The following is a 26,283-nucleotide window of genomic DNA, read 5'->3' as shown; positions in this document are numbered from 1 at the left end:
GGCACATGGCCGGGTTTGTTGTTTCTGCGTACCGCGTTACTTCACGGCAGGCTGCAAGGCATGCCGTGCGCTGCGCTTGTTCTTGATGCCATAGCAGATCCACATGAAGGCAAGCCATACAGGGATCGCGTACACCGAGACCTGGATGCCCGGGATCAACAGCATCACGCCAAGGATAAACACCACGAACGCCAGGCAGATGTAGTTGCCGTACGGGTACCACAGCGCCTTGAACAGCGGCGTCTGGCTGGTTTTGTTCATGTGCTGGCGAAACTTGAAGTGCGAGAAGCTGATCATCGCCCAGTTGATCACCAGGGTGGCCACCACCAGCGACATCAGCAGCTCAAGCGCGCTGTGAGGAATCAGGTAGTTGAGCAACACCGCGATCAGCGTGACCGCCGCCGAGGCCAGGATCGAACGCACCGGCACGCCGCGCTTGTCGATCTTCGCCAGGGCTTTCGGGGCATCGCCCTGCTCGGCCATGCCCAGCAGCATGCGGCTGTTGCAGTAGGTGCCGCTGTTGTAGACCGACAATGCCGCCGTCAACACCACGAAGTTGAGGATGTGCGCCGCCGTGTTGCTGCCCAGCATCGAGAACACTTGCACGAACGGGCTGCCGCTGTAGGAATCGCCGGAGGCGTTCAGGGTTTCCAGCAGGCTGTCCCATGGGGTCAGCGACAGCAGGATGACCAATGCACCGATGTAGAAAATCAGGATCCGGTAGATCACCTGGTTGATGGCTTTCGGGATCACGGTTTTCGGCTTGTCTGCTTCTGCTGCGGTGAAGCCAAGCATTTCCAGGCCGCCGAAGGAGAACATGATGATCGCCATGGCCATCACCAGCCCGCTGACACCATTGGGGAAGAAGCCGCCGTGGGACCACAGGTTGCTCACCGACGCCTGCGGCCCGCCGTTGCCGCTGACCAGCAGGTAGCTGCCCAGGGCAATCATGCCGACGATCGCCACGACCTTGATGATCGCGAACCAGAACTCTGCCTCGCCGAACACCTTGACGTTGGCCAGGTTGATCAGGTTGATCAGGACGAAGAAACCGGCCGCCGAGACCCAGGCAGGGATGTCCGGCGCCCAATAGTGGATGTACTTGCCGACGGCAGTCAGCTCCGACATGCCCACCAGGATGTACAGGATCCAGCAGTTCCAGCCCGACAGGAAGCCGGCGAAACCACCCCAGTATTTGTGCGCAAAGTGGCTGAACGAACCGGCAACCGGCTCTTCGACGATCATTTCGCCAAGCTGGCGCATGATCATGAATGCGATGAAGCCGCAGATGGCGTAGCCGAGGATCATCGACGGGCCGGCGGATTTAAGCACCCCGGCCGAGCCGAGGAACAGTCCGGTACCGATCGCCCCACCGAGGGCGATCAGTTGAATATGGCGATTTTTCAGGCCGCGTTTCAGCTCGCCTGAATGCGAGTTTTGTCCACTCATGAAAAGGGTCTCACGCAAGGTTTGATGATGTTCAGTAGACGTGCTGCTCGGGTTGCGATTTCAAGCAGCGCCGATCAAACCCCAGCGCAAGCACCAGGAGTTCAGCGTATTTACAACGTTCATGCGTCACCTGTTTGTTTTTATCTGTGACGAAATCGAACCCGACGCGCTTGTGGCGCAACGGAGTTAACAAGGCGGATAGCCCTGAGGTTTGCGCTGGTGCGCAGGAAGTCACAGTTAAAACGCGGCGCATTGTACACCTGTAACCCCCTGCTGCCAGACCCGCTGGATCAGCGTGTCATTTGCCGGGATTGCCTGTGTCCGCCCCGGCAGTGCCGGACGGCTGCAAAAACTGATTCAGACCTTTGCAGGTCTTCGACGGGGACGACAGGAAAATCGCCCCTCGGAGAGAGGTGGAGTTGGGTCACGGCGTTCATTGCGCCTCCTTGTTTTTATGCACCTGCACGGCAGGCATGGGGCGCATCTGATCCTGCTATGGAGGTTGAAACAAGCGCGATAGAGGGCTTGGGAATCCATAAGGTCTGGGCTAGCGGAAGGATTTCCTTACACACGGCGGGAAGTAGCTGAAGCACTGGGTAATTCGTCAAGATCTCGTTACAGCGTGTAACGACGGATTTCCAATCGACATGCTTTGGTGTCTTCGCCGGTGCCATCGCGGGCAAGCCCGGCTCCCACAGGGATATCCGCCGAACACAAATGCTGCGACCACCTCCAATACCCTGTGGGAGCGACGGTGCGACGTGCTCGCGAAGGCGGACTGTCAGAAGCCGCAGCATTTGAGCCAGACAAAAAAAAACGCCACCCCGAAGGATGGCGCTTTTCACTGACGGCTTACCGCTTGAAGCTTACCGCTGCTTCACTCCGGCTTGCGACGCCCGAAGCCCGGACGCTGACCCGAACCGGCCGGCGCGCCACGGCGCTTGCCTGATGGCGCATCCTTGTCGACCAGGACAATGCCCGGACGCTTTTTCGCGGCTGGCTTGGCTGGACGCTTGGTGTCCGCTGGACGATCCGCCACTGGCGTACCGCGACCGGCGGGAGCGCCGCGATCACTGCGACCACCGGCTGGCGCGCCACGGCCTTCACCGCGCTCGGTACGGCCATTGGCCGGACGCGGCGTACGTGGACCGCGCTCGCCATCGGCGCGAGGAGCCGCCGGCTTGCGGGCCGGACGTTCGCCTTCGATGTGCGGCTCACGGGCCGGACGCGGGTTGGCAGCTGGAGCACCGGCGGCTGGACGCAGGGTCCGTACACGCTCGGTGGTGCCCATCGGACGCGACGACTTGCGCTGCATCCGCTCGAGCTTGTCCTTGCTCTTGGCGTTCATCTGCGGCATGGCCACAGGCGTCAGGCCAACCTCGGCACTGAGGATGTCGACTTCGTACTGACTCATTTCGCGCCAGCGACCCATCGGCAGGTCGGAGTTGAGGAACACCGGACCGAAACGCACGCGTTTCAGGCGACTGACCACCAGGCCCTGGGATTCCCACAGACGACGAACTTCGCGGTTACGACCTTCCATCACCACGCAGTGGTACCAGTGGTTGAAGCCTTCGCCACCTGGCGCCTGCTTGATGTCAGTGAACTTGGCCGGGCCGTCTTCGAGGACAACCCCGGCTTTCAAGCGCTCGATCATCTCGTCATCCACTTCGCCACGCACACGTACCGCGTATTCACGGTCCATCTCGTAGGAAGGATGCATCAGGCGGTTGGCCAGCTCACCGTCAGTGGTGAACATCAGCAGACCGGTGGTGTTGATGTCCAGGCGGCCGATATTGATCCAGCGACCTTCTTTCGGGCGCGGCATCTTGTCGAAAACGGTTGGACGGCCTTCCGGGTCGTTACGGGTGCAGATTTCACCGTCGGGCTTGTTGTACATGATCACGCGGCGAACCGACTCGGCGGCCTCTTCGCGCTTGATCACCTTGCCATCGATGGTGATGGCATCATGCAGGTCGACGCGCTGACCAAGGGTGGCGTCTTTGCCATTGACCTTGATGCGGCCATGGCTGATCCAGGCTTCCACGTCACGGCGCGAGCCTACGCCGATACGGGCGAGGACCTTCTGCAGCTTTTCGCCTGCTGGGCCGATTTCCTGGTCGTCTTTCTGGTCGTTGATACTCATCTGGGCACCTCCCGGTGTGGTCTGTTCAGGAAGCGCTGATAAGGCGTCCTGAAGCGTTGTCTATCTGGTACTTGGGCGAAGGGATCGCCGAAGGGTCGCGAATCATACGCGCATGCGCGGATTTACGCATCAGAGACTAGCGCAGGCAGACCAGGTTATTTGCTTTTGCGCCGAGCGGTAGGGCCGAGCGCGATCAGGCGTAACGCGGCTTCGGCGAGCACGGTGCGCTTGTCGACCTTGTCGAGCTTCTTCCACGACTTGATCTCGCGCTTGCTGCGGCCGCAGCCGATGCAGATGTCGTCGGTGAATTTGCAGACGCTGATGCAGGGGTCTTTGGTTGAGCTCACTTGAGGCCTCAAAAATTAAAGTCAAAAGATCGCAGCCTGCGGCAGCTCCTACATGACCGGGTACAAATTGATACCGGTGGCAAACGCGGTCCTGTAGCTGCCGAAGGCTGCGATCTTTTGGCAGCACCTCAGTCTTCGAATTCGCGGCGTTCAGCTTCGATGGCTTCGGCCAGAGCGCGGGCTTCGGCTTCCTCGTCACTCAACTCAGATTCGGGCTCCGGTTTGTGCTGTTCGAGGGCAGCGACGGCGGCCAGTAGTTTTTCGCGAGCTTCGGCAACGCCAAGCACATCGTCGTCCGGTTCCTCTTCGAGTGTGGCGTCAGGCTCGGCGTGAAGTTCAACTTCAATCGCAGGTTCTGGCTCAACCTCAACCTCAACTTCCATCTCAGGCTCAATCTCGGATTCAGATTCAGGCTGATCCTGAAACTCATCACTTTGGGTCACCGCACCATCGCGCAACAGATCATCGAAATCGGTCTTGAGCCCCTCCTCCATGGTGTCCAGTTCCAGCAGCAAGGTATGGAAACTGGTTTCCTCCTTGGGCTCCTCCGGTTCGGCACTGGCGTCGGCCAGCTCTTGCAGGCTGGCAGGTACGGGGGCGTCGTCGAAGTCGAGCACCGGGTCGGGCTCCAGCTCGCGCAGCTCTGCCAAGGGTGGCAGATCGTCCAGATTCTTCAGGTTGAAATGGTCGAGAAACGCCTTGGTGGTGGCGAACATCGCCGGTTTGCCGGGCACGTCGCGGTAGCCGACGATGCGGATCCACTCGCGCTCAAGCAGGGTCTTGACGATGTGGCTGTTGACCGCCACACCCCGCACGTCCTCGATTTCACCCCGGGTGATCGGCTGGCGATAGGCGATCAACGCCATGGTTTCGAGCATGGCCCGGGAATAGCGCTGCGGGCGCTCTTCCCACAGGCGCCCGACCCACGGCGAGAATTTTTCGCGGATTTGCAGGCGATAGCCGGAGGCGACCTCCTTGAGTTCGAAGGCACGACCATCACAGGACTTGGCCAGAATCGTCAGGGCCTTCTTGAAGACCGGTGGCTCCGGGCGCTCGGCCTCTTCGAAGAGTTCGAACAGGCGTTCAAGCGATTGCGGCTTTCCCGAGGCCAACAGGAAGGCTTCAAGCAGTGGTGCCAGCTCGCGGGGTTCAGTCAGGTTCATGATTCAACTCGTTATTCGGCTCGGGCCCGCACGTGGATCGGCGCGAACGGCTCATTCTGCACCAGCTCGACCAGGGATTCCTTGACCAGTTCGAGGATCGCCATAAAGGTCACCACCACCCCCAGGCGCCCTTCCTCGGCGGTGAACAGCTCGACGAAGGGCACGAACCCGCCGCCCTTGAGCCTTTCCAGTACATCGCTCATGCGCTCGCGGGTGGACAAGGCTTCGCGACTGACCTGGTGACTTTCGAACATATCGCCCCGGCGCAGCACCTCGGCCATGGACATCAGCAACTCCGCCAGGCTGACGTCCGGCACCAGCTTGCGCGCCCGCGCCTCGGGGGCATCAAGCCTGGGCACCACGACATCACGGCCAACCCGGCTCAGGCCATCGATGCCTTCGGCTGCGGCCTTGAACCGTTCGTACTCCTGCAGGCGCCGGATCAGTTCGGCGCGGGGATCGTCTTCCTCGGCCTCGATCGACTCCGCCCGAGGCAACAGCATCCGCGACTTGATCTCGGCCAGCATCGCGGCCATCACCAGGTATTCGGCCGCCAGCTCCAGGCGCACCGACTGCATCAACTCGACATAGCCCATGTACTGGCGGGTAATTTCCGCGACCGGAATGTCGAGAATGTTGATGTTCTGTTTGCGGATCAGGTACAGCAGCAAATCGAGGGGGCCTTCGAAGGCTTCCAGAAAGACCTCGAGAGCATCCGGCGGAATGTACAGGTCCAGCGGCATTTCCATTACCGCCTGGCCATAGACCATGGCGAAAGGCAGCTCCTGTTGGGCGCCGGCCTGAGTGTCGACGGGCTCTACTGCCGACATCTAGGCTTCGGCCATGAACGGCGCAGGGTCGCCGCAGCCGACGCGGATCACTTCCGGCTCGCCATCGGCAAGACTGATCACGGTGGAGGCCTTGATCCCGCCGACGCCGCCGTCGATGATCAGGTCGACCTGATGCTCGAGCAGCTGGCGCATTTCGTACGGGTCGGTCAAGGGATCGGTGTCACCCGGCATGATCAGCGTCACGCTCATCAGCGGCTCGCCCAGCTCTGCGAGCAAGGCCAGGGCAATCGGATGACTCGGCACACGCAGGCCGATGGTGCGCTTTTTCGGGTGCAGCAACAGCCGCGGGACTTCCCGTGTCGCGTTGAGAATGAAGGTGTAGGGGCCCGGAAGATGGGCCTTCAGCAGGCGAAACGTACCGGTATCAATCTTGGCGAACAGGCCCAATTGCGAAAGATCGCTACAAATCAGCGCAAAATTGTGCTTTTCATCCAATTGACGCAAGCGACGCACACGCTCAACCGCATTCTTGTCGCCAATCTGGCAACCAATCGCATAGGACGAGTCCGTGGGGTAAATCACCACCCCGCCTTTGCGGATGATCTCGACCGCCTGTTTGATCAGGCGCGCTTGCGGGTTTTCCGGATGAATCTGGAAAAATTGACTCACATTCTCTACCTGTTCAGACGGCGGCAATAATTGGGTCATGTTTGAATCGAGACCAAAGTGGCGGCAGATCCTCCGGAAGCGGGCGATATTCGCCGATCTCGGACCAGCCTCCAGGGCCATGGAAATCACTGCCGGCGCTGACCAGCAGACCGAACTCACGAGCAAGAATCGCCAGGCTGCCGACCTGTTCGGCGGGCTGATGGCCATTGACCACTTCTATGGCGTGGCCGCCTGCTTGAATATAGTCAGAAATCAGCCGACGACGCTTGCTGCGAGTGAAATCGTAGTGCCATGGGTGCGCGAGGCTGACCCAGGCTTTCGCCGCGCGCAGGGTTTCGACCGTTTTTTCCAGGGTCGGCCAATGCTGCTTGACGTCCCCCAACTTGCCGGCACCCAGCCATTTGCGGAACGCCTCGGCGCGATCCTTGACGAAACCTTCGCTCACCATCCAGTCGGCAAAATGCGGACGGGCCGGCGCGTTGCCACTGTCGCCCAACTCCTGCTGGATGGCCCGTGCGCCTTCGAGCGCGCCCGGCATGCCCTTGAGCGCCAGCTTGCGGCTTATTTCCTCGGACCGTAACCAGCGGCCATCGTGCAACCGGGCGATAGCTTCGACCAGCGATGGCGCATTTACATCAAACCCGTAACCCAGCACATGAATGGTCGCGCCGCCCCAGGTGCAGGACAATTCGACGCCATTGACCAACTGCATGCCCAGCGCCGTGGCGGCCGTGCGGGCTTCATCCAGCCCTTCAAGGGTGTCGTGATCGGTCAAGGCCAGGACTCGCACGCCTTTCTCGAACGCACGCGCAACCAGAATCGCCGGCGCCAGGGCGCCATCGGAAGCCGTGCTATGGCAGTGCAGATCAACATTCACGGGGAAGTGTTACCTCAAATCAGCTGGCGCTATCGCGCGCCCATATGTTTGTTATTATGCCGCCACATCCTGCTTCTGGCTGCCACTGTGAAACAATTCATCGATTTCATCCCGCTTCTCCTGTTTTTCATCGTCTACAAACTTGATCCACGGGTCGTCGACATCGCCGGCCATGAGTTGACTGTAGGCGGTATCTACAGCGCCACCGCGATGCTGATCATCAGCTCCCTGGTGGTCTACGGCGCCCTGTTCATCAGCCAGCGCAAGCTGGAGAAGAGCCAGTGGCTGACCCTTATCGCCTGCCTGGTGTTCGGCGGCATGACCCTGGCGTTTCATAGCGAAACCTTCCTGAAATGGAAGGCACCGGTGGTCAACTGGTTGTTCGCCCTGGCGTTCATCGGCAGTCATTTCATCGGCGACCGCCTGCTGATCAAGCGCATCATGGGCCATGCATTGACCCTGCCAGACCCGGTCTGGACTCGCCTGAACATCGCATGGATCGGCTTTTTCCTGTTCTGCGGAGCCGCCAACCTGTTTGTCGCGTTCACGTTCCAGAGCTACTGGGTCGACTTCAAGGTTTTCGGCAGCCTGGGCATGACATTGTTGTTCCTGGTCGCACAGGGGATCTACCTGTCGCGCCACCTGCACGACACCGATACCACAACGCCAAAAACCGAGGACTGACATGCTTTACGCAATCATTGCCACAGACGTCGCCAACTCCCTGGAAGCTCGCCTGGCCGCGCGGCCTGCCCACCTTGAGCGCCTGCAACAGCTCAAGGGCGAAGGCCGAATCGTACTGGCCGGGCCGCACCCGGCGGTCGACAGCAATGATCCGGGCGCTGCAGGGTTCACCGGCAGCCTGATCGTCGCCGAGTTCGACTCCCTGAATGCCGCCCAGGCCTGGGCCGACGCCGACCCCTACATCGCCGCGGGCGTGTACGCCAACGTTTCGGTCAAGCCGTTCAAGCAAGTCCTGCCTTAGTTTGTCCCCCACGATGAACCTTCCCGGGTTCATCGTGTTCTCAATCGCTCATCCTTCCCGTTTACCTGCCGACAACCTGCCCAATAACCGATTGGAATCAGGCGGGAGTTGCGCGGTTGGCCCTGCTGTGCGGTATCTTCGCCATCGGGGCAAGTCGAAAAACCTCGGCAATGGCTAAATTGAGTGATTCATGAGCGAGCTGTTATTAATTGATGATGACCAGGAGCTGTGTGAGCTCCTGTGCAGTTGGCTGGGCCAGGAAGGCTTTCAGGTCCGTGCCTGCCACGATGGCCAGAGTGCCCGCCGGGCCCTGACCGAAATTTCTCCCGCAGCGGTGGTGCTGGACGTCATGTTGCCGGACGGCAGCGGGCTGGAGTTGCTCAAGCAGTTGCGCAGCGATCATCCGGACCTGCCGGTATTGATGCTCTCGGCCCGTGGCGAACCCCTGGACCGGATTCTTGGGCTGGAACTGGGTGCCGACGACTACCTGGCCAAACCCTGCGACCCGCGGGAACTGACCGCCCGCCTGCGCGCGGTGCTACGGCGCAGTCATCCGGCGGCGGTGTCCAGCCAGGTGGAACTGGGCGACCTGTGCTTCAGCCCGGCGCGAGGCGTGGTCAGCATCGACGAACAGGAGTTCACCCTCACGGTTTCCGAAAGCCGCCTGCTCGAAGCGCTGCTCAAGCAACCGGGCGAGCCGCTGGATAAACAGGAACTGGCGCAGATCGCCCTGGGCCGCAAACTGACCCTGTACGATCGAAGCCTGGACATGCACGTGAGCAACCTGCGCAAAAAGATCGGCCCCCACCCCGACGGCCGCCCGCGCATCATTGCGTTGCGCAGCCGTGGGTACTATTACAGTCTCTGAAGCCCCCTACGATCGACATAAATCGCGCTCTCGGTAGGAGCTGCCGGAGGCTCGGGGGCGGGGCGGTAGATCATGAGTCCTGGAGATCAGGTGGCTAACTGGTTTGTCAGGCCGGGCAAAAATGCTCTTTACACAGGCTTTACGCTCCACTGACCGCCGCTTACCTTGGTCTCGATAATCTGTACTCATCCGGAACGTACCGGGAACGAGACAAGGAGATTCACCATGCGCAAGACTCTTATCGCTCTGATGTTCGCCACCGCCCTGCCGACCGTTGCCATGGCGATGCCTGAAGGCGCCGGCCCGATGGGTGGTCCGATGGATGGCCCGCGCCACGGCGGTCAGATGCACGGCATGCACGGCAAAGGCCCCTACGGCCAACTTGACCTGAGCCGCGAACAGCGCGAGCAGATCCGCAAGATCATGGGCGAGCAGATGCACGAGCGTAAGCAAGTGGTCGACAAGTACCTGGAGAAACTCTCCCCGGCCGACCAGAAAGCCATGAAAGATGAAATGGCCGCCAACCACAAGAAGGCCGAAGCGGACGTCCGCGCCCTGCTGAAACCGGATCAGCAGAAGCAATTCGACGAGATGCAGAAGAAAAAAGCTGAACGTCGCGCCGAATGGGCCGAGTTCAAGGCGTGGAAAGCGCAGCAACCGCAAAAAGCGCAATAATACGCTGACCACAGACCCAACGGCCCGTTGGGTCCTGTTTTTTGTAGGAGCGAGCTTGCTCGCGAAAATCGTCAACGAAAACGCGGGATATCAGACAGCCCACGTCGTACCTGCGTTTTTCGCGAGCAAGCTCGCTCCTACAGTGTTAATTCGTGTCTGCTGAGGACTTTCTGTGCGTTCACTGTTCTGGCGTATCCTGGCAAGCTTCTGGCTAGCCATCGCTCTGGTTGCAGGGCTTTCCATACTGCTGGGGCACATGCTCAACCAGGACGCATGGATCCTCAGCCGCCACCCGGGCCTCAACACCCTGGCCGAACAGTGGACGCAAACCTTCGAAGCCCAGGGCGAAGAAGCCGCGCAAGACATCCTTGAACAGCGCAAACGCCAATACCATATCGACGTCCAGGTGCTTAACGAGAGCGGCGATCCGGTGGTTCGCGGCACTTTCCCGCGTCGCGCCGCAGCGTTCGAAGCACGCCAGAACGACGGTGATCGACGCCTGCCCTGGCGGCGCCTGACCGACGAGTACACCAGCGAAAAAACCGGCAACACCTACTTGCTGATCTACCGCATCCCGCACCCGGAACTCGACTCCTGGCACCGCGAAAGCCTGCTGTGGCCCTTGAGTGCGCTAGGCATCGCGCTGGTGGTACTCACCCTGTTCAGCCTGTTCGTGACCCTGTCGATCACCCGCCCGCTCAGCCGCTTACGCGGCGCCGTGCATGACCTGGGGCAAACCACCTACCAACAGAACAGCCTGGTCAAACTGGCCAATCGCCGCGACGAATTCGGCGTACTGGCCAATGATTTCAACCGCATGGGCGCGCGTCTGCAAAGCCTGATCGGCAGCCAGCGGCAATTGCTGCGCGATGTATCCCACGAACTGCGCTCGCCCCTCGCCCGACTGCGTATCGCCCTAGCGCTGGCCGAGCGGGCCAACCCGGAAGAACGGCAGAAGCTCTGGCCTCGCCTGACCCGCGAGTGCGACCGTCTGGAGGCGCTGATCAGCGAAATCCTGGTCCTGGCGCGGGTCGATGCCGACAATGCCAGCGCCGAAGACGTTGATCTGCATGCGCTGCTGCAAACCCTGCAAAAAGATGCCCAGCTGAGCTCGCCGGAACAGCCCGTAAACCTGGAGGCCGACTCGGCGCTCAGCCTCAAGGGCTGGCCAACGATGATTGAACGTGCGGTGGATAATCTGCTGCGCAACGCCCAACGGTTCAATCCGCCCGGGCAATCGATAGAAATGCGGGCGACCCGGCAGGGCGAGCGGATAGTGATCAGCGTGCGCGATCACGGCCCCGGCGTGGAGGCCGTGCATCTGAGTCAGCTGGGAGAGCCGTTTTATCGGGCGCCGGGACAGACTGCCGCAGGGCATGGCCTGGGTCTGGCGATTGCGCGCCGAGCGGCGGAGCGGCATGGCGGGAGTCTGATGCTAAGCAATCATCCGCAAGGCGGGTTCATTGCCAGTCTCGAGTTGCCGTTGGTGCCAGGGGCCGTGGTCCAGCCGTAGCGATAGCGGTGTTGTCGGAAAGATCGCAGCCTCGTTTCACTCGACAGCTCCTACAGAACGCGCCGTCTTTGAAACGGGGCTGCGATCTGTCGATGTTCAGCGCTTGCCCGGCCAGGCGCTGACGAACTCATCAAGGTTCACTTTCTCCGCCACCCGCGGTTCTTTCTGCGGCGTGCCCAGGTAGAGAAACGCAATGACTTCCTCCCCCTCCGCCAAACCCAAGCCCTTGGCCACGTGGGGCGAATACGCCAGGTCGCCAGTGCGCCACACCGCGCCAATCCCCTGGGCATAAGCGGCCAACAGGATGCCATGGGCCGCGCAACCCGCAGCCAGCAGCTGCTCGGATTTCGGATACTTCACGTGTTCCTGCAATCGCGCGATCACCACGACCACCAGCGGTGCCCGCAGCGGCCCGTTGCGCGCCTTGTCCACCGCGGCTTCAGACACTTCGCCGTCCTGCAGCTTCGCCGCTTCAGCCAGCAGCTCGCCCATCTGCTCCCGTGCAGCACCCTCGATGGTCAGAAACCGCCAAGGCTGCAAATGACCGTGGTCCGGTGCGCGCATGGCTGCGGCGAACAGGGCCTCACGCTGCTCGGCGGTCGGTGCCGGGTCGAGCAGTCGGGGAACGGAAACACGGTTGAGCAAAGCGTCGAGAGCCTGCATCGGCCACCTCCAATGAAAAATGTTTGGCTATTCTAGCGGTAACTGCCGCAGGGATGCCGGTTTACATGCCCTGCCCCGCAGGTAGAATGGCGCCCTTCCCTATTCAGCCCGAGCGGACTTCATGGCGTTGCCGACCTTACGGATCATTGGTTTCATCATCGGCATCTTTCTGATCACCCTGGCCATCGCCATGGTCGTGCCCATGGCCACGCTGGTGATTTTCGACCGCACCAGCGACCTGCCTTCGTTCCTCTGGGCCAGCATGATCACCTTCGTCGCCGGCCTGGCGCTGGTCATCCCCGGTCGGCCCGAACACATACACCTGCGCCCGCGGGACATGTACCTGCTGACCGTCAGCAGCTGGCTGGTGGTGTGCATATTCGCCGCGCTGCCGTTCCTGTTGACCCAGCACATCAGCTACACCGACTCATTCTTCGAAAGCATGTCCGGCATCACCGCCACCGGGTCGACAGTGCTCAACGGCCTGGACAAGATGTCCCCCGGGATCCTGATGTGGCGCTCGTTGCTGCACTGGATCGGCGGCATCGGCTTTATCGGCATGGCAGTGGCGATCCTGCCGTTGCTGCGCATCGGTGGCATGCGCCTGTTCCAGACCGAATCCTCGGACCGCTCCGAAAAAGTCATGCCCCGCTCGCACATGGTGGCGCGTCTTATTGTTGCAGCCTATGTCGGCATCACCATCCTCGGCAGCCTGGCCTTCTGGTGGGCCGGGATGAGCCCCTTCGATGCCATCAACCATGCGATGTCGGCCATTTCCACCGGGGGCTTCTCGACCTCCGACCTGTCCCTGGCCAAGTGGACACAGCCCGCGGTGCATTGGGTGGCGATCGTCATCATGATCCTCGGCAGCCTGCCATTCACCTTGTACGTGGCGACCCTGCGCGGCAACCGGCGCGCCTTGATAAAGGATCAGCAGGTTCAGGGTTTGCTCGGGATGTTGCTGGTGACCTGGCTGGTGCTCGGCACCTGGTACTGGTGGACCACCCAGCTGCACTGGCTGGAGGCCCTGCGCCACGTGGCACTGAACGTGACCTCGGTGGTCACCACGACCGGATTTGCCCTGGGAGACTACAGCCTGTGGGGCAATTTCTCGCTGATGCTGTTTTTCTACCTGGGTTTTGTCGGTGGTTGCTCAGGCTCGACCGCTGGCGGGATCAAGATCTTCCGCTTTCAGGTCGCCTATATCCTGCTCAAGGCCAACCTTAACCAATTGATTCACCCGCGCGCAGTGATCAAGCAGAAGTACAACGGACACCGGCTCGACGAAGAGATCGTGCGGTCGATCCTGACCTTCTCATTCTTCTTTGCCATCACCATCTGCGTCATCGCCCTGCTGCTTTCGCTGCTGGGAGTGGACTGGATGACCGCGCTGACAGGCGCAGCCAGTACCGTTTCCGGCGTCGGCCCGGGGCTGGGTGAGACCATTGGCCCGGCGGGCAACTTCGCGACGCTGCCCGACGCCGCCAAGTGGATCCTGTCGTTCGGCATGTTGCTGGGCCGACTGGAGATCATCACGGTGTTTGTGTTGTGTATTCCGGCGTTTTGGCGTCACTGACCGGCGCAGGCGTGCCCGCCAACCGTGCCCGGTACTCTCCCGGCGTGGCGTCAAACCAGCGGCGGAACGCGCGGAAAAAGTTGCTGGGGTCGGCGAAACCCAACAGGTAGGCAATTTCCAGCAGGGTCATGCTGGGCTGGGCCAGGTACTGCTCGGCCATCTCGCGGCGAGTATCGTCGAGCAAGGCCTGGAAACTGGTGCCCTCTTCCTGTAACCGGCGCTGCAAGGTGCGCTGCGACAGGTGCAGCGTCTGCGCTACGGTGTCGCGCTTGGGTTCGCCCTGCGGCAGCAGCCGGCACAACACCTGACGCGCCTTGTGGGTCACTCGGCTTTCGGAAAACCGCGCCAGGTACTCACCGGCAAACCGGTCATGCAACGCCGCCATCGCTTCATTGGCCGTAGGCAGCGGCGCCTCCATGTCGGCGCGCTCGAAAATCAGCGCGTCATAGGGCGCGCTGAATACCAGCGGGGCGTGGAATGTTTGGGTATAGGGCTCAAGGTTGACGGGGTGCTCACCCTGGAACATCACCTTGCGGGGTTGCAGGGTTCGCCCGGTCAGCCAGTTGCACAGCCCCAGGGCGCAGGCCAGGGAAGCCTCGGCGCTTTGCCGGGTCGGCGGCAGATGGTCGCCATGCACCGTCAGGATCAGCGCATAACCCTCGTCCAGCAGGCGGAAACTCAGGTCGGCACTTTCGGCGATGATCCGTTGATAACGCACCAGGCGCTGAAAACCTTCAACCAGAGTCTGGCTCGACATCAAGGCGTAGCCCGCCACATGAAAGGATGCCGGCCGCACCACTTTGCCCATGTTCAGGCCGATCGCCGGGTTACCCGACAGCTCGACCGCGCGTTGCCACAGTCGTGTCATGGAGTCCTGGGTAAAGCGCCCATCCGGGTCGGTCAGGGCCGCGTAGTCCAGCCCCAGCTGCCTGAACAGGACCCGACAATCCAGGCCGTCCATTTCCAGTGCCTTGACAATCCCCATCGCCCAGCTTGCAGAAGTCGTTCTTTCGCTCATGGCGTTTACTGTCTTGGTGAGCCGTCTACGGCGTCAGGTTTACCGAAGGATACTAAAGTGGCGCCTATTGTCACTGGCTGATGCCAATGATCACTCTAGACTTAAATAAGCTACCCGCAGAACAACTTGGCGCCAGAACAATAACCACAGAGACCGTTGTCGTGGAAAACATCAAACGTTTCAACAGCTTCGCCGAGTTCTACCCGTATTACCTCAGCGAGCACAGCGACAGTACTTGCCGACGATTGCACTTCATCGGCACCACCCTGGTTATTTTCATTCTGGCCATGACCATCGGCAAAGGCGCCTGGCTATTACTGTTGAGCCTGCCGCTGGCCGGTTACAGCTTCGCCTGGGCCGGGCATTTCTTTTTCGAGAAAAATCGTCCCGCGACCTTCCAGCATCCCTTTTACAGCCTGCTCGGCGATTTTGTCATGTACCGCGACATGATCCTGGGTCGCGTGCCGTTCTAGGAATCACCCGCTATTCGAGGACAGTCGATGAATGCCAATGCCCGCTTCACCCACATGCAGGACGGCACCCAGGAAGACTGGGCAATCATCGCTGCCGACTTCAGCGCCTACGCCAGGCAGTTACCGAAACGGATCGTGGCCCACCTGACGCTGCTCGAGGGTGACTTCGGTGGTTTTCCCGTGGATCGCCTGACCCACTCCCTGCAAACCGCAACACGTGCCTGGCGCGACGGCCGTGATGAGGAATATGTGGTGTGTGCGCTGTTGCATGACATTGGCGATACGTTGGGCTCCTATAATCATCCGGACATTGCTGCGGCGATCCTCAAGCCATTCGTCAGCGCCGAGAATTTGTGGATGGTGGAAAAGCACGGGATTTTCCAGGGTTACTACTTTTTTCATCACTTGGGTATGGATCGGCATCTGCGCGAGCAATTCAGTGGTCATCCGCAGTATCAGGCGACCATTGATTTCTGTGCCAAATATGATGCGGCGGCGTTTGACCCCGCCTACGAAACGCTGCCGCTGAGCTTCTTCGAGCCGATGATGGAGCGCCTGTTTGCGCAGCCGAAGAACTCGATCTACAAGGCGGCGATGCAGGAGCACTCACCAGCCTAGAATCAAAAGATCTTCTGATCTCAGGCAGGCTCACCCACCTTCTGCGCCGTCATCTGCTCTTCCCGCGCCTGTGCGTCCGCCAATCGATACAACTCGATCGAGCCGTCCCAGTGCTCGATCAGCGCCGTGCACGACTCAACCCAATCCCCGCAGTTCAAGTAATCCACGCCGCCCACCCGGCGGATTTCGGCATGGTGAATGTGCCCGCACACTACGCCGTGCAACTCGCGCTTCACGCACTCGTGGGCGATAGCCTCCTCGAAATCACTGATAAAGCTGACCGCGGTTTTCACCTTGTGCTTGAGGTAGGCCGACAACGACCAGTACCCATATCCATAGCGGGCGCGCCAGTGATTCAGCCAGCGGTTGAGCGTCAGGGTAAATTCGTAGGCCGAGTCCCCAAGAAACGCCAGCCAGCGGTGGTAGCGGGTGATCACATCAAACTGGTCGCCGTGGATCACCAGCAGATGCCGGCCATCCGCCGTGACGTGCACCGCCTCGTCGACCAACTGGATATTGCCCAGGATCAACTTCGAGTAACGGCGCAGGAATTCATCGTGGTTGCCCGTCACGTAGATCACCTCGGTGCCGCGCTTGCTCATGGTCAGCAGGCGGCGGATGACGTTGGTGTGCGCCTGGGGCCAGTACATGCCGCTACGCAGCTTCCAGCCATCGATGATGTCGCCGACCAGGTAGACCTTGTCCGCGTGGTAACCCTTGAGAAATGTGCTCAGGTGCTCGGCCTGGCAGTCCCGGGTGCCCAGATGCACGTCGGAAATCCACAAGGTCCGCACCCGCTGCTTGCGACCGGGTCTGGCGAGCTCGGCACTGGTCATTGGCAACGCTCCACGATGGTTTGGGCAACTGTGCGCCGGGCGGGTGAATCGCCCATGACAATGACGCGTCAGTCCTGTGACAACGCCGGGCGGCCAACGCGGTGTAGAATGCCCACCTTGCCCGGGAGACCTGCGATGAGACCGATCCTCACGCTCCGCCAATACACCAAGGACCTGATCATCCACAGCCACGACCATGCGCAGTTGGTGTTCGGGTTGTCGGGGGCGCTGGATTTCGAGGTGGGCGGGCATGGCAGCCAGGTGATACAGCAGAGTTTTGTGGTGGTGCCTTCCGGTTTTCATCACGCCTGCAACAGTGCCAATGGCAGCCGTTGCCTGGTGCTGGATATACCGAGCGATCAATGGGTGGCGCAGTCCCTGGGTGAGCATGCCGACGCCAGCCGACGCCTGCTCGACAGCGCCGCACGCCTGCCCCTCGATGCCGGGCAGAGCCAATTGGTGAGCTGGCTGGCGGGCAGCCAGGTCGACGACCCGCTGATTGCGCAACAGGGTGCCGTGCTGTTGCTGGCCAGTCTCAATAACGTCAAACCCGAGGTCATGGGGGGGCGTCGCCTGCCCTATGCGGCGTTGAATGCGCACATCGACCAGCACGCGGCCTATCCCCTGCAGGTCGCTGACCTCGCCCGCATCGCCGACTTGTCCAGCGCCCGCCTGCATGCCCGCTTCGTCGCCGAATGCGGGCAGACGCCGATGGATTACATCCGCAGCCGCCGCCTGCACCGGGCTGTCGAGCTGTTGCGCGACACCGTGCTGCCTATCGGCGAAATCGCCAGCCGGGTCGGCTACAGCTCGCAAAGTGCATTCGCCGCCGCGGTGTTGCGCGAGTTCGGCGCCTCTCCGGGAAAACTGCGACGCGAGGGCGGCGACAAAAGACGCTAGTCTGGCGACAGACGTATACGGCTCCTCCACGGTCTACTGTAGGAGCTGCCGGAGGCTCCTACGGGTCGTGTATCGGCCGTGCTCACACATCGATCAAGGATCTGCAATGACTCCCCGTACCGCCCTTGGCGCCCTGCACATTGGTGCACTGATGTTCGGCCTGACCGGCGTGTTCGGCAAACTCGCGGCAGCCTCCCCGGCCGTAATCGTTTTTGGCCGCGCGGCATTCGCGGTGCTCGCCTTGGCGGTGTTTGCACGGTTCGCCAGTGCCACCCGCTGGCAACCTCTCGAAGCCGTGGATTGGCGCCGATTGTTACTCAGCGGCGTACTGCTGGCCGGGCACTGGGTAAGCTTTTTCATCGCGGTGAAGGTTGCCGGTGTGGCGATTGCGACGTTGGGATTCGCCAGTTTCCCGGCTTTTACCGTGATCCTCGAAGGACTGATCTTCCGCGAGCGAATTCACGCCAACGAAATTCTCCTGGTGGTGCTGGTGAGTATCGGGTTGGTGCTGGTCACGCCTGATTTCGACCTCGCCAGCGGCGCCACCACCGGCCTGCTGTGGGCAGTGGGTTCGGGCTTGCTCTTCGCTTTATTGTCGTTGACCAACCGCGCCAGTTCCTCACGGATTCCGCCGGTGCAGGCCGCGCTGTGCCAGAACGTGGTGGTCGCGCTGTGCCTGCTGCCGGTGGCCGCACCGCAATTGAGCGAAGTGCGCGCCCTGGACTGGCTGTGGATCAGCCTGCTCGGAATCTTCTGCACCGGTGTCGCTCACAGCCTGTTCGTCGCCAGCCTGGCGGTGATCAAGGCTCGCACCGCCGCAGTGGTGTTCGCCATGGAACCGGTATACGGCATCACCATGGCCTGGCTGCTGTTCAACGAAAATCCCACGCCACGCATGCTGCTCGGCGGCGCGTTGATCATCGTGGCGATTGTGGTCTCCAGCCGTCTTGCCGGCGGGTCAGACAAGAAAACCGTTGCTGCAGAGGCAGCCTCTCACTGAGTCCGGTCGTTGTGACCGAGGTCGCGGTCGGGATCAATCTGATCCCGGACCCGCTGTTTCAACACCTTGGCCTCGGGAAAACCGCCGTCACTCTTGCGCTCCCAAAGCTGCACGCCATCACAAGAAATATGGAATACCCCACCCGTGCCGGGCACCAGCGACACCTTTCCCAGGTCGTCACCAAAGGTACTGAGCAGTTCCTGGGCCAGCCAGGCTGCGCGCAGCAACCACTGGCACTGGGTGCAATAGGTGATGACAATTTCCGGTTTGCTGGCAGGCATGATTGACGAGACTCCAGAGGCGAGGGGCGCCGCTATAATAGCGACCTTTTCCGCTGGTCCCGAGATTCATGATGCGCCATCTTCTGTCCTGCCTGCTGCTCTGCTTGCTGCCCATGATCGTCCAGGCCGCCGAGGCCCCCCGACCAAAAGTCGGCCTGGTGCTGTCCGGTGGCGCAGCCCGAGGCCTGGCGCACATTGGTGTGCTCAAGGCGCTGGAGGAGCAAGGCATCCAGATCGATGCCATCGCCGGCACCAGCATGGGTGCGGTGGTGGGCGGGTTATACGCATCCGGGTACAAGATCGATGAGCTGGAAAAGCTCGCCCTCAACATTGATTGGCAGCAGGCCCTGTCGGATGCGCCGCCCAGAGCTGACGTGCCGTTCCGGCGCAAGCAGGATGATCGCGACTTCCTGGTGAAGCAGAAACTCAGTTTTCGCGACGACGGCAGCCTCGGCTTGCCGCTCGGGGTCATCCAGGGCCAGAACCTTGCCTTGATGCTGGAAAGCCTGCTGGCCCATGCCAGCGATACCCGGGATTTTGACAAGCTGCCCATACCCTTCCGCGCGGTCGCCACCGACATTGCCAGTGGTGAGAAGGTGGTGTTTCGCAAGGGTCACCTGCCTCAGGTGATTCGCGCCAGCATGTCGATCCCGGCGGTGTTCGCCCCTGTCGAACTGGATGGGCGCCTGCTGGTGGACGGCGGCATGACCGATAACATCCCGCTGGATGTCGCCAGGGAAATGGGGGTCGACGTGGCGATCGTGGTCGACATCGGCACGCCCCTGCGCAACAGCAAACAACTGACCACCGTGGTCGACGTGCTGAACCAGTCGATCACCTTGATGACCCGCCGCAACTCCGAAGAACAGCTCGCCGCCTTGCACCCGGACGACATCCTGATCCAGCCGTCACTGGCGAGTTTTGGGGTGACCGACTTTGGTCGTGCCGAAGAAATGATCGAGGCAGGCTATCGCGCAACCAGGATTCTCGATGCACGCCTGGCGCAGCTCAAGCCGTCGCAGCCGCTGGATCCGGAGCTGAGCGCCGCCCGTGAGCCCAGCGAGCGCACGCCGATCATCACCGCAATCAAGGTCGAGAATGACTCGAAAGTCGGCGATGATGTCATTCGGTACTACATTCGCCAGCACATTGGTCAACCACTGGACCTGGGACGCCTGCAAACCGATATGGGCACCTTGTATGGCCTGGACTACTTCGAGCAGGTGCAATACCGAGTCGCCCACAAGGGCACTAACCACACCCTGATCATCACTGCCCGCGGCAAGCGCAGCGGCACGGATTACCTGCGGCTGGGCTTGAACCTCTCGGACGACATGCGCGGCGACAGTGCGTTCAACCTGGGCGCCAGTTACCGCGTCAACGGCATCAACCGCCTGGGTGCCGAATGGTTGACCCGCGCGCAGATCGGCGACCGCCAGGAACTGTACAGCGAGTTCTACCAGCCACTGGATGTCGGATCGCGATATTTCATTGCGCCTTACGGCGCCTTTGACGCGCAGAACGTCGAAGCCACCCTGGACAACGATCCGATCGCCCAATACCGGGTTGAGCGCTACGGCTTTGGCCTGAACGTAGGCCGCCAGATCGGCAACAGCGGCGAAGTGCGCCTGGGTGTTGGCGAAGCCTGGGGCAAGGCAGACGTGCGCATTGGCGACCAGGACCTGCCCAGCGAAAGCTTCAACGAAGGGTTTTATGAAGTGAAGTACTCGTTCGATTCACTGGATAACGTCTACTTCCCCCATGAAGGCGAAGACTTCGGCCTGGCCTTGCGGCAGTACGAACCCGGCCTGGGCTCGGACAATCGCTATCGACAATGGGAAGTCGCGCTGGACAAGGCCCTCAGCCACGGCCCGGACACCTTCATTCTCGGCGGCCGCTACGGGCGCACGCTCAATGACGCCAATGTGGTGACTTCCAGCTTCCTGCTCGGCGGAGCACGGCAGTTATCGGGTTTCAGGGAGGATGCGATTTCCGGGCAGAACATCAGCCTGATGCGCGCCGTCTACTTTCGACGCCTGACACCGCGCTCGTACCTGCCGCTCGATTTCCCGCTGTATGCCGGCGGGTCACTGGAACGAGGTCGGGTGTGGAACAACGACAATGAGTTCGACAGTGGCTACATCAATGCCGCCAGCGTATTCATTGGCTTCGACACGCCCTTGGGGCCGCTGAACTTCAGTTACGGCTTTAACGATGCCGATGAGCAGGCCGTGTACCTGAACCTGGGGCAAACATTCTGAAGCCTGTGGGAGGGAGCCTGCTCGCGATTGCGGCTGGTCAGTCGCTATTTATGTCGACTGACTCACCGCTATCGCGAGCAGGTTAACTCCCACATTGATAACGACACATGCACTATCAGCGAATGCCGGCCAACAAACTCCGCGCGGTCTGCTTGAGTGGTTCATCAGCATCCTTGAGCAGCTCGTTGAGCAGCTCAATCGCGCTGTCCAGGTCGCCGTCATCAATACAGGTCTGAGCCTGTTCGAGTTTGCCGGCGTTGTCCGGTTCAAGACTGAAGGGCTCAATTTCCAGCGATGAGTCCGGGTCACCGAATTCGGCGAGGAAATCGTCGTCCAGCCCCTGGGAATCCGCCGGCGCATCCCACTCCAGCTCGGGTTCGCCCAGTGACGGCTCCTCGGGCATTTCGAACACCTCGGGCAAGATGTGGAGGTTGGAGTGAAACGCCGGCTCTTCTGGAAGTGCGGGTGGCGGCGGAGCGCTGTCGAAGGGGCTGATCAGGTCCCAATTGGCGTCCATCGACAGGTCATCCAGATTCAACTGGAACTCATCGCCCTGGGCAACAACGGGCGCTGCGGCGATCACTGAAGCGACAACCGGCGCAGCAGCCAGCGGCGTCACGTTGTGCATTTTCGGGTGTCGGCTGCGAATGTCCTGCAGGGTCTGTGGGTCAAATCCTGAGTCGCGCAGCTGGGTTTCCTGGACGTCATAGGCCGCCACATCGCCTTGTTTGCCGAGCACTTCCAGCAGTTGCACGGCTAGATCAGTGCGCTGTGGCTCTTTGGCCAGCGCCTCGCGCAGCAAACCGGCCGCCTCGGAAAACCTGCCATAGGCCATGTAGATACCCACGCCCTCCAGCACGTCGCCCGACGGCGCATCCTCTTGGTGATCAGCCGCCGATTTGGCCGGCGGTGCCTGCATTCCTACAGGATCATCAGCCACGGACTCAGGCCGGGAAGCAGGCACGGGAGCCTCCTGCGCCACCTCATCCGCCTGTTGGCGTTGGCGTTGGCGCCGCATGAACAAACCCAGGAGTACCAGGACCGCCAGGGCCAGAACGCCGAGAATCATTGGCCATTGATTGGCATCAGGCTGTTCAACGGCGACTACCGGCGGTGCCACGGCAACAGGTGCCGCGGGCGGTGCCTGTTGCAGTTCGGCCAACCGGGTTTGCAGTTCGATCACCTGCTTCTTGTGGGCGGCAATCTGTTCGTCCTGTGCCTGCAGCCGCGCATTCAGCTCAGTTATGGTCGCTTGCAGTTGTTGGTTTTGCAGGACGCTGGCAGCCAACTGCTCTGCAGCGGGGTCAATTTCCGCTACCGGGGCAACAGCCTCGGCCTTGGGCGCAGCAGCTTTTTTCGGCGCTGGCGCTGGCGTGGCTGCCGCAGGCTTGACTGCAGGAAACGGAGAGTTTGGCGTGGTGGCGGCGGGTTCATCGACCACAGGAACAACACCCGGCGCGCCAGGAGGATCGATCAACACCGTGTATTCGCGCAGCACCCGCCCATTGGGCTGATTGAGCTGCACCAGGAAATTCAGGAAGGGTTCATTGACCGCTTTATTGGAGCTCACCCGGATCAGGCTGCGATTGCCCTTGAGGATTGGGGTGAACTTCAGGTCGTTGAGAAAAAACACGCGTTCAACACCCGCGCGGCTGAATTCGTCCGCCGTAGCAAGGTTGACCGACAGGTCGCCCTCTTCGAGCCCCGCCGCGTCCACCAGCGCGATGTCTGCCCGCAACGGCTGATTCAGCGCGGAATGCAGGGTGATTTCACCCAACCCCAGCGCAGGCGCCAATGCCGAGTAACACACAGCGCCACCCACCAGCAGCAGCCTGGTGCCACACCGCAAGACAACGTGCAAACTCTCAAGCATGAGCATCCCTTAGATAACCAGAACCAACCGTACGCGTTCGCACATCCGGTACGAACGCGATAATGCATAGTAGTTCTTTATAGTCCGCCCAACGGGCGATCTCAAAAGTCCTGCACGAAGCAACGAGTCAGGATTTTTCCAGGTTGGCCAGGATATGCCCGTGAACTCGCATGCATATCTTCAATTCCGCCTCATCGACGCCTTCAAACAGTTCCTGGCGCAGCTGGTTGGCAATGGTTTCAATCTGTTCAATCAACGGACGGGCCGGGGCGCAGAGGACGATTTTCTTCGCCCTGCGGTCTTCCACCACTGCCTGGCGCTGGACCAGACCCTGACTTTCGAGGCTGTCGAGCAATCTGGCCAGGGTCGGACCTTCTACGGCAACGCTTTGCGCCAACTCTCGTTGGGTCGGCGGCTCTCCGAAACGCGCGAGGTGCAATAGCACCAGCCAACGGGCCTGGGACAATCCCAGGCCCGCCAGGCGACGGTCCAGTTCGGCTCGCCAGCCACGGGACACCTGCGCCAACTGCATGCCAAAGCGGTGTTGATCGGTTAACGGCATAAAAAACTCATGGTTAGACTGAAATAGAGAAAACCTAATTATTAGTCAGCTAAGCATGGCCGAGGACATGAAGCAAGGCTCGCTTTGTACTGAATCGTTACATCAAAGCAAGGGTTGTTTCAAATTTCGAATTCCGACTGCAGTGCCGCCCGGACGCAGTACAACACGTCCTCTGGAACCCGTCCGGCAAATATTGCTGCGATCTCCACAACCGGTGGCAACTCGCCTTCACCGTCGAGAAAAGCATCCTGTATTTCGCCCATCAATTCCTCAGGCAAATCCAGTGCCTGCTCCAGGGACAACTGTTGCTTGCCAATCGCCTCGGCAAGCAGGGTGTACACATTCTTTTCCGAACACTGCAACTGGCCGGCGATCTGCAGTGGCGTCATGCCTGCGCGGGCCAGTGTGATCAACTCGTGGCGCAGGTCGGCCACCACTTTTGGCGCCTCGGCCTGGCCGCCCAGCACTTCGAGGAATGCCTCCCCGTAACGCTCCAGCTTGCGCGCGCCGACGCCGCTGACCCGTGCCATCTCGGCCATGGAGCCCGGTTGGCTGCGCAGCATTTCCAGCAGGGTCGAATCCGGGAAGATGACGTACGGTGGCACCCCGTGCTCTTCGGCAAGCTTGCGACGCAACGCGCGCAAGGCTTCCCACTGCTCGCGTTCCTCACCACGAACCAGCTGGCTCGCCTGGCTCTTGCTGCTTTTCGCAGTCGTTTGCGGCTTGAGGTCGCGGCGCAGCTCCAGGGTCACTTCGCCCTTGAGCAGCGGCCGGCAAGTGGCGCTCAACCGCAGGCCGCCATAACCTTCGAGGTCGATGTCCGCCAGCCCGCGGGCAACCAGCTGGCGAAACAGCGATCGCCATTCGCTCTCGCCCATCGCCTTGCCGACACCAAACACTGACAGATGCTGATGCCCAAAGCTGCGGACCTTTTCATTGTCCTTGCCCAGTAACACGTCCACCAGATGCCCCACACCATAACGCTGGCCGGTGCGGAAGATCGCCGAAAGGGCCTGGCGAGCCGGCTCGGTCGCGTCCCACGTCTGCACGCCATCGACACAGTTGTCGCAATGGCCACACGGCTGCGGCATGTCTTCGTCGAAATAGGCCAGCAAGGTTTGCCGGCGGCAGCGGGTTTCTTCGCAGAGCGAAAGCATGGCGTCCAGCTTGTGCTGCTCCAGGCGCTTGTGACGCTCGTCGCCTTCGGAGTTCTGCAGCATCTGCTTGAGCATCACCACGTCTTGCAGGCCGTAAGCCATCCAGGCATCAGCCGGCAGGCCATCACGCCCGCCGCGGCCGGTTTCCTGATAGTACGCTTCCAGGGATTTGGGCAAGTCCAGGTGCGCGACGAAACGCACGTTGGGTTTATCGATCCCCATGCCGAACGCCACGGTGGCCACCATGATCAGGCCTTCCTCGTTGAGAAAGCGCTTCTGGTGATGGGCGCGGGTTTCGTTGGGCAGCCCGGCGTGATAAGGCAGCGCCGGAAACCCCTGCTCGCTGAGGAATACCGCGACTTCGTCGACTTTCTTGCGCGACAGGCAGTAGACGATACCGGCGTCGCTGCGCCGCTCGGCCAGGAACGCCAGCAACTGCTTGCGCGGCTGCTCCTTGGGGACGATGCGATAGAAGATGTTCGGGCGGTCGAAACTCGACAGGAAACGCTCGGCGTCCTGCAAGTGCAGGCGATCGACGATTTCTTCGCGGGTGCGTTTGTCGGCGGTGGCAGTCAGCGCGATGCGCGGGACGTTGGGGAACAGCTCGGCCAGTTGGCCCAATTGCAGGTATTCGCGGCGGAAATCGTGACCCCATTGCGATACGCAGTGTGCTTCATCGATGGCGAACAGGGCGATTTCCAGGCTTTGCAGGAATGCCAGCATCCGCGGCTGAACCAGGCGTTCAGGCGCGAGGTAGAGCATCTTCACCTCACCGCGCTTGATGCGGTTGGCCAGGTCCCGTTGCTGTTCGGCGCTCAGTGTGGAGTTCAACGCAGCGGCGGCAACACCCAGTTCTTCGAGGGTGGCGACCTGGTCGTCCATCAACGCAATCAGCGGCGAGACCACGACGGCCAGGCCTTCGCGCAGCAATGCCGGTACCTGGAAGCACAGGGACTTGCCGCCGCCGGTAGGCATCAGCACCAGGGCGTCGCCACCACTGGCCACGCGCTCAATGATCGCACCCTGGCGGCCACGAAAGCTGTCGTAGCCGAAGATGTCCTTGAGGACGCGTTGAGCCTGTTCGAGCATAAAAACTCCAAAAATCACCGAAACATCCCTGCAAGGCTGGTTCAGAATCGCGCAGTCTGCACTGAACAAATCGTAAGTGCGGATTGCATGACGCTGTCCATCTCAGCCATGACGCCGGCAGGGCATCGCAAAACGCGGGAGTATACCCGACCCCTCCGGTTCAAAGGGTGCCGCTTGGTAGACACATTGGGACAAACACTTCATTGGTGGGTGCTGTGGGTGCGGCGGGTGGTGTTGTTGGTGTGTAGGAGCTGTCGAGTTAAACGAGGCTGCGATCTTTTGATCTTGCTTTGTGTGCATATCCATTGCTGCGGTAATGGCTGCTTATGGTTCCGCCCTTACGGCGGGTCACTTTCGAAGAGCGCGAAAGTAACCAAAGCGCTCTTGCCCCACCACTTGGCACCTCGCCTAGGCTCGGTGTGCCCTCACTCCGGCATTGCTCCGCGGGTCGCCGCGATGGGCCATCCCTGGCCCAGCGCGGCTAAACCGGCAT

The 26,283-nt window shown here is 61.0% G+C and carries 25 protein-coding genes and 1 pseudogene; 12 read left to right on the top strand and 14 right to left on the bottom strand.

From position 1 onward, the window contains the following. Positions 1 to 36 precede the first annotated feature (36 nt). From IMW75_RS03895 to IMW75_RS03865, 7 genes are all read right to left on the bottom strand, one after another. Positions 37 to 1,449, bottom strand: coding sequence for an amino acid permease (locus tag IMW75_RS03895; protein ID WP_205891929.1), 1,413 nt, complete (start codon positions 1,447 to 1,449; stop codon positions 37 to 39). A gap of 877 nt (positions 1,450 to 2,326) precedes the next feature. After that, positions 2,327 to 3,595, bottom strand: coding sequence for a 23S rRNA pseudouridine(2605) synthase RluB (gene rluB / locus IMW75_RS03890; RefSeq protein ID WP_045058865.1), 1,269 nt, complete (start codon positions 3,593 to 3,595; stop codon positions 2,327 to 2,329). Positions 3,596 to 3,750: 155 nt separating this feature from the next. Beyond that, positions 3,751 to 3,942 carry a DUF1289 domain-containing protein gene (locus IMW75_RS03885; protein WP_045058864.1) on the bottom strand — a complete coding sequence of 64 codons (192 nt, stop codon included), beginning with the start codon at positions 3,940 to 3,942 and terminating at the stop codon, positions 3,751 to 3,753. Positions 3,943 to 4,070: 128 nt separating this feature from the next. Next, entirely contained in the window at positions 4,071 to 5,105 is a 1,035-nt protein-coding gene (gene scpB, locus IMW75_RS03880) for an SMC-Scp complex subunit ScpB (protein ID WP_205891928.1), read from the bottom strand. 11 nt (positions 5,106 to 5,116) lie between these two features. Continuing rightward, entirely contained in the window at positions 5,117 to 5,875 is a 759-nt protein-coding gene (locus tag IMW75_RS03875; RefSeq protein ID WP_177328538.1) for a segregation and condensation protein A, read from the bottom strand. A gap of 60 nt (positions 5,876 to 5,935) precedes the next feature. Further along, positions 5,936 to 6,565, bottom strand: a complete 630-nt coding sequence (locus IMW75_RS03870; protein ID WP_045058915.1) for an L-threonylcarbamoyladenylate synthase — start codon at positions 6,563 to 6,565, stop codon at positions 5,936 to 5,938. Positions 6,566 to 6,578: 13 nt separating this feature from the next. Then, positions 6,579 to 7,442 (bottom strand): PHP domain-containing protein, encoded by an 864-nt coding sequence (locus tag IMW75_RS03865; RefSeq protein WP_205891927.1) that lies wholly within the window; start codon positions 7,440 to 7,442, stop codon positions 6,579 to 6,581. Positions 7,443 to 7,529: 87 nt separating this feature from the next. On the opposite strand from IMW75_RS03865, the gene IMW75_RS03860 reads away from it, so the two are divergent. The 6 genes and pseudogenes from IMW75_RS03860 (at position 7,530) to IMW75_RS03840 (ending at position 11,483) form a co-directional block, all read left to right on the top strand. Beyond that, on the top strand, positions 7,530 to 8,126 hold the full coding sequence (locus tag IMW75_RS03860) for a septation protein A (RefSeq protein WP_122838617.1): 597 nt from the start codon (positions 7,530 to 7,532) through the stop codon (positions 8,124 to 8,126). A 1-nt stretch (position 8,127) separates the two neighbouring features. Beyond that, positions 8,128 to 8,427, top strand: coding sequence for a YciI family protein (locus IMW75_RS03855; RefSeq protein ID WP_045058859.1), 300 nt, complete (start codon positions 8,128 to 8,130; stop codon positions 8,425 to 8,427). Between the two features lie 101 nt (positions 8,428 to 8,528). Then, positions 8,529 to 8,610: pseudogene (locus tag IMW75_RS27295) on the top strand (translation initiation factor 2); the annotation flags it as partial. A gap of 7 nt (positions 8,611 to 8,617) precedes the next feature. Further along, positions 8,618 to 9,295, top strand: coding sequence for a response regulator transcription factor (locus IMW75_RS03850; RefSeq protein ID WP_205891926.1), 678 nt, complete (start codon positions 8,618 to 8,620; stop codon positions 9,293 to 9,295). A 225-nt stretch (positions 9,296 to 9,520) separates the two neighbouring features. Then, positions 9,521 to 9,970, top strand: coding sequence for a Spy/CpxP family protein refolding chaperone (locus IMW75_RS03845; RefSeq protein WP_122837915.1), 450 nt, complete (start codon positions 9,521 to 9,523; stop codon positions 9,968 to 9,970). A gap of 172 nt (positions 9,971 to 10,142) precedes the next feature. Further along, positions 10,143 to 11,483, top strand: a complete 1,341-nt coding sequence (locus tag IMW75_RS03840; RefSeq protein ID WP_205891925.1) for an ATP-binding protein — start codon at positions 10,143 to 10,145, stop codon at positions 11,481 to 11,483. Positions 11,484 to 11,579: 96 nt separating this feature from the next. Here IMW75_RS03840 and IMW75_RS03835 read toward each other — a convergent pair whose 3' ends face one another. Continuing rightward, complete coding sequence (locus IMW75_RS03835; protein ID WP_205891924.1) at positions 11,580 to 12,146, bottom strand: NAD(P)H nitroreductase; 567 nt, start codon at positions 12,144 to 12,146, stop codon at positions 11,580 to 11,582. 121 nt (positions 12,147 to 12,267) lie between these two features. On the opposite strand from IMW75_RS03835, the gene IMW75_RS03830 reads away from it, so the two are divergent. Beyond that, positions 12,268 to 13,722: a TrkH family potassium uptake protein gene (locus tag IMW75_RS03830; protein WP_045058854.1), complete on the top strand. Its 1,455-nt coding sequence runs from the start codon at positions 12,268 to 12,270 to the stop codon at positions 13,720 to 13,722. Here IMW75_RS03830 and IMW75_RS03825 read toward each other — a convergent pair. Continuing rightward, positions 13,679 to 14,740, bottom strand: a complete 1,062-nt coding sequence (locus tag IMW75_RS03825; protein WP_082069152.1) for an AraC family transcriptional regulator — start codon at positions 14,738 to 14,740, stop codon at positions 13,679 to 13,681. The two genes, IMW75_RS03830 and IMW75_RS03825, sit on opposite strands and share 44 nt — an antisense overlap. Before the next feature lie 161 nt (positions 14,741 to 14,901). Between IMW75_RS03825 and IMW75_RS03820 the strand changes: the two genes are divergently transcribed. Both IMW75_RS03820 and IMW75_RS03815 read left to right on the top strand, forming a co-directional pair. Beyond that, entirely contained in the window at positions 14,902 to 15,213 is a 312-nt protein-coding gene (locus IMW75_RS03820) for an Mpo1-like protein (protein ID WP_045058852.1), read from the top strand. 27 nt (positions 15,214 to 15,240) lie between these two features. Next, entirely contained in the window at positions 15,241 to 15,831 is a 591-nt protein-coding gene (locus IMW75_RS03815) for an HD domain-containing protein (protein ID WP_205891923.1), read from the top strand. A 20-nt stretch (positions 15,832 to 15,851) separates the two neighbouring features. Here IMW75_RS03815 and IMW75_RS03810 read toward each other — a convergent pair whose 3' ends face one another. Next, entirely contained in the window at positions 15,852 to 16,667 is an 816-nt protein-coding gene (locus IMW75_RS03810; RefSeq protein WP_045058850.1) for a UDP-2,3-diacylglucosamine diphosphatase, read from the bottom strand. Between the two features lie 135 nt (positions 16,668 to 16,802). Here IMW75_RS03810 and IMW75_RS03805 point away from each other — a divergent pair, with 135 nt between their 5' ends. Further along, positions 16,803 to 17,567 carry a helix-turn-helix transcriptional regulator gene (locus IMW75_RS03805; RefSeq protein ID WP_205891922.1) on the top strand — a complete coding sequence of 255 codons (765 nt, stop codon included), beginning with the start codon at positions 16,803 to 16,805 and terminating at the stop codon, positions 17,565 to 17,567. Positions 17,568 to 17,673: 106 nt separating this feature from the next. Next, entirely contained in the window at positions 17,674 to 18,567 is an 894-nt protein-coding gene (locus IMW75_RS03800; protein WP_205891921.1) for a DMT family transporter, read from the top strand. Here IMW75_RS03800 and IMW75_RS03795 read toward each other — a convergent pair. Next, positions 18,561 to 18,848: an Rdx family protein gene (locus IMW75_RS03795; protein WP_205891920.1), complete on the bottom strand. Its 288-nt coding sequence runs from the start codon at positions 18,846 to 18,848 to the stop codon at positions 18,561 to 18,563. The two genes, IMW75_RS03800 and IMW75_RS03795, sit on opposite strands and share 7 nt — an antisense overlap. 71 nt (positions 18,849 to 18,919) lie before the next feature. On the opposite strand from IMW75_RS03795, the gene IMW75_RS03790 reads away from it, so the two are divergent. After that, positions 18,920 to 21,109 (top strand): patatin-like phospholipase family protein, encoded by a 2,190-nt coding sequence (locus tag IMW75_RS03790; protein WP_205891919.1) that lies wholly within the window; start codon positions 18,920 to 18,922, stop codon positions 21,107 to 21,109. Positions 21,110 to 21,224: 115 nt separating this feature from the next. Here IMW75_RS03790 and IMW75_RS03785 read toward each other — a convergent pair whose 3' ends face one another. From IMW75_RS03785 to recQ, 3 genes are all read right to left on the bottom strand, one after another. Continuing rightward, complete coding sequence (locus IMW75_RS03785; protein WP_205891918.1) at positions 21,225 to 22,982, bottom strand: motility hub landmark protein FimV; 1,758 nt, start codon at positions 22,980 to 22,982, stop codon at positions 21,225 to 21,227. A gap of 127 nt (positions 22,983 to 23,109) precedes the next feature. Then, positions 23,110 to 23,544 (bottom strand): MarR family transcriptional regulator, encoded by a 435-nt coding sequence (locus tag IMW75_RS03780; protein WP_045058845.1) that lies wholly within the window; start codon positions 23,542 to 23,544, stop codon positions 23,110 to 23,112. A 119-nt stretch (positions 23,545 to 23,663) separates the two neighbouring features. Then, complete coding sequence (gene recQ, locus IMW75_RS03775) at positions 23,664 to 25,790, bottom strand: DNA helicase RecQ (RefSeq protein ID WP_205891917.1); 2,127 nt, start codon at positions 25,788 to 25,790, stop codon at positions 23,664 to 23,666. Positions 25,791 to 26,283: the final 493 nt, after the last annotated feature.

Origin of the sequence: Pseudomonas gregormendelii (assembly GCF_017114825.1) — a bacterium.
Lineage (GTDB): Bacteria > Pseudomonadota > Gammaproteobacteria > Pseudomonadales > Pseudomonadaceae > Aquipseudomonas > Aquipseudomonas gregormendelii.
The sequence above is the reverse complement of the archived record's forward strand: the minus strand, read 5'-3'. Positions and strand labels throughout refer to the sequence as shown.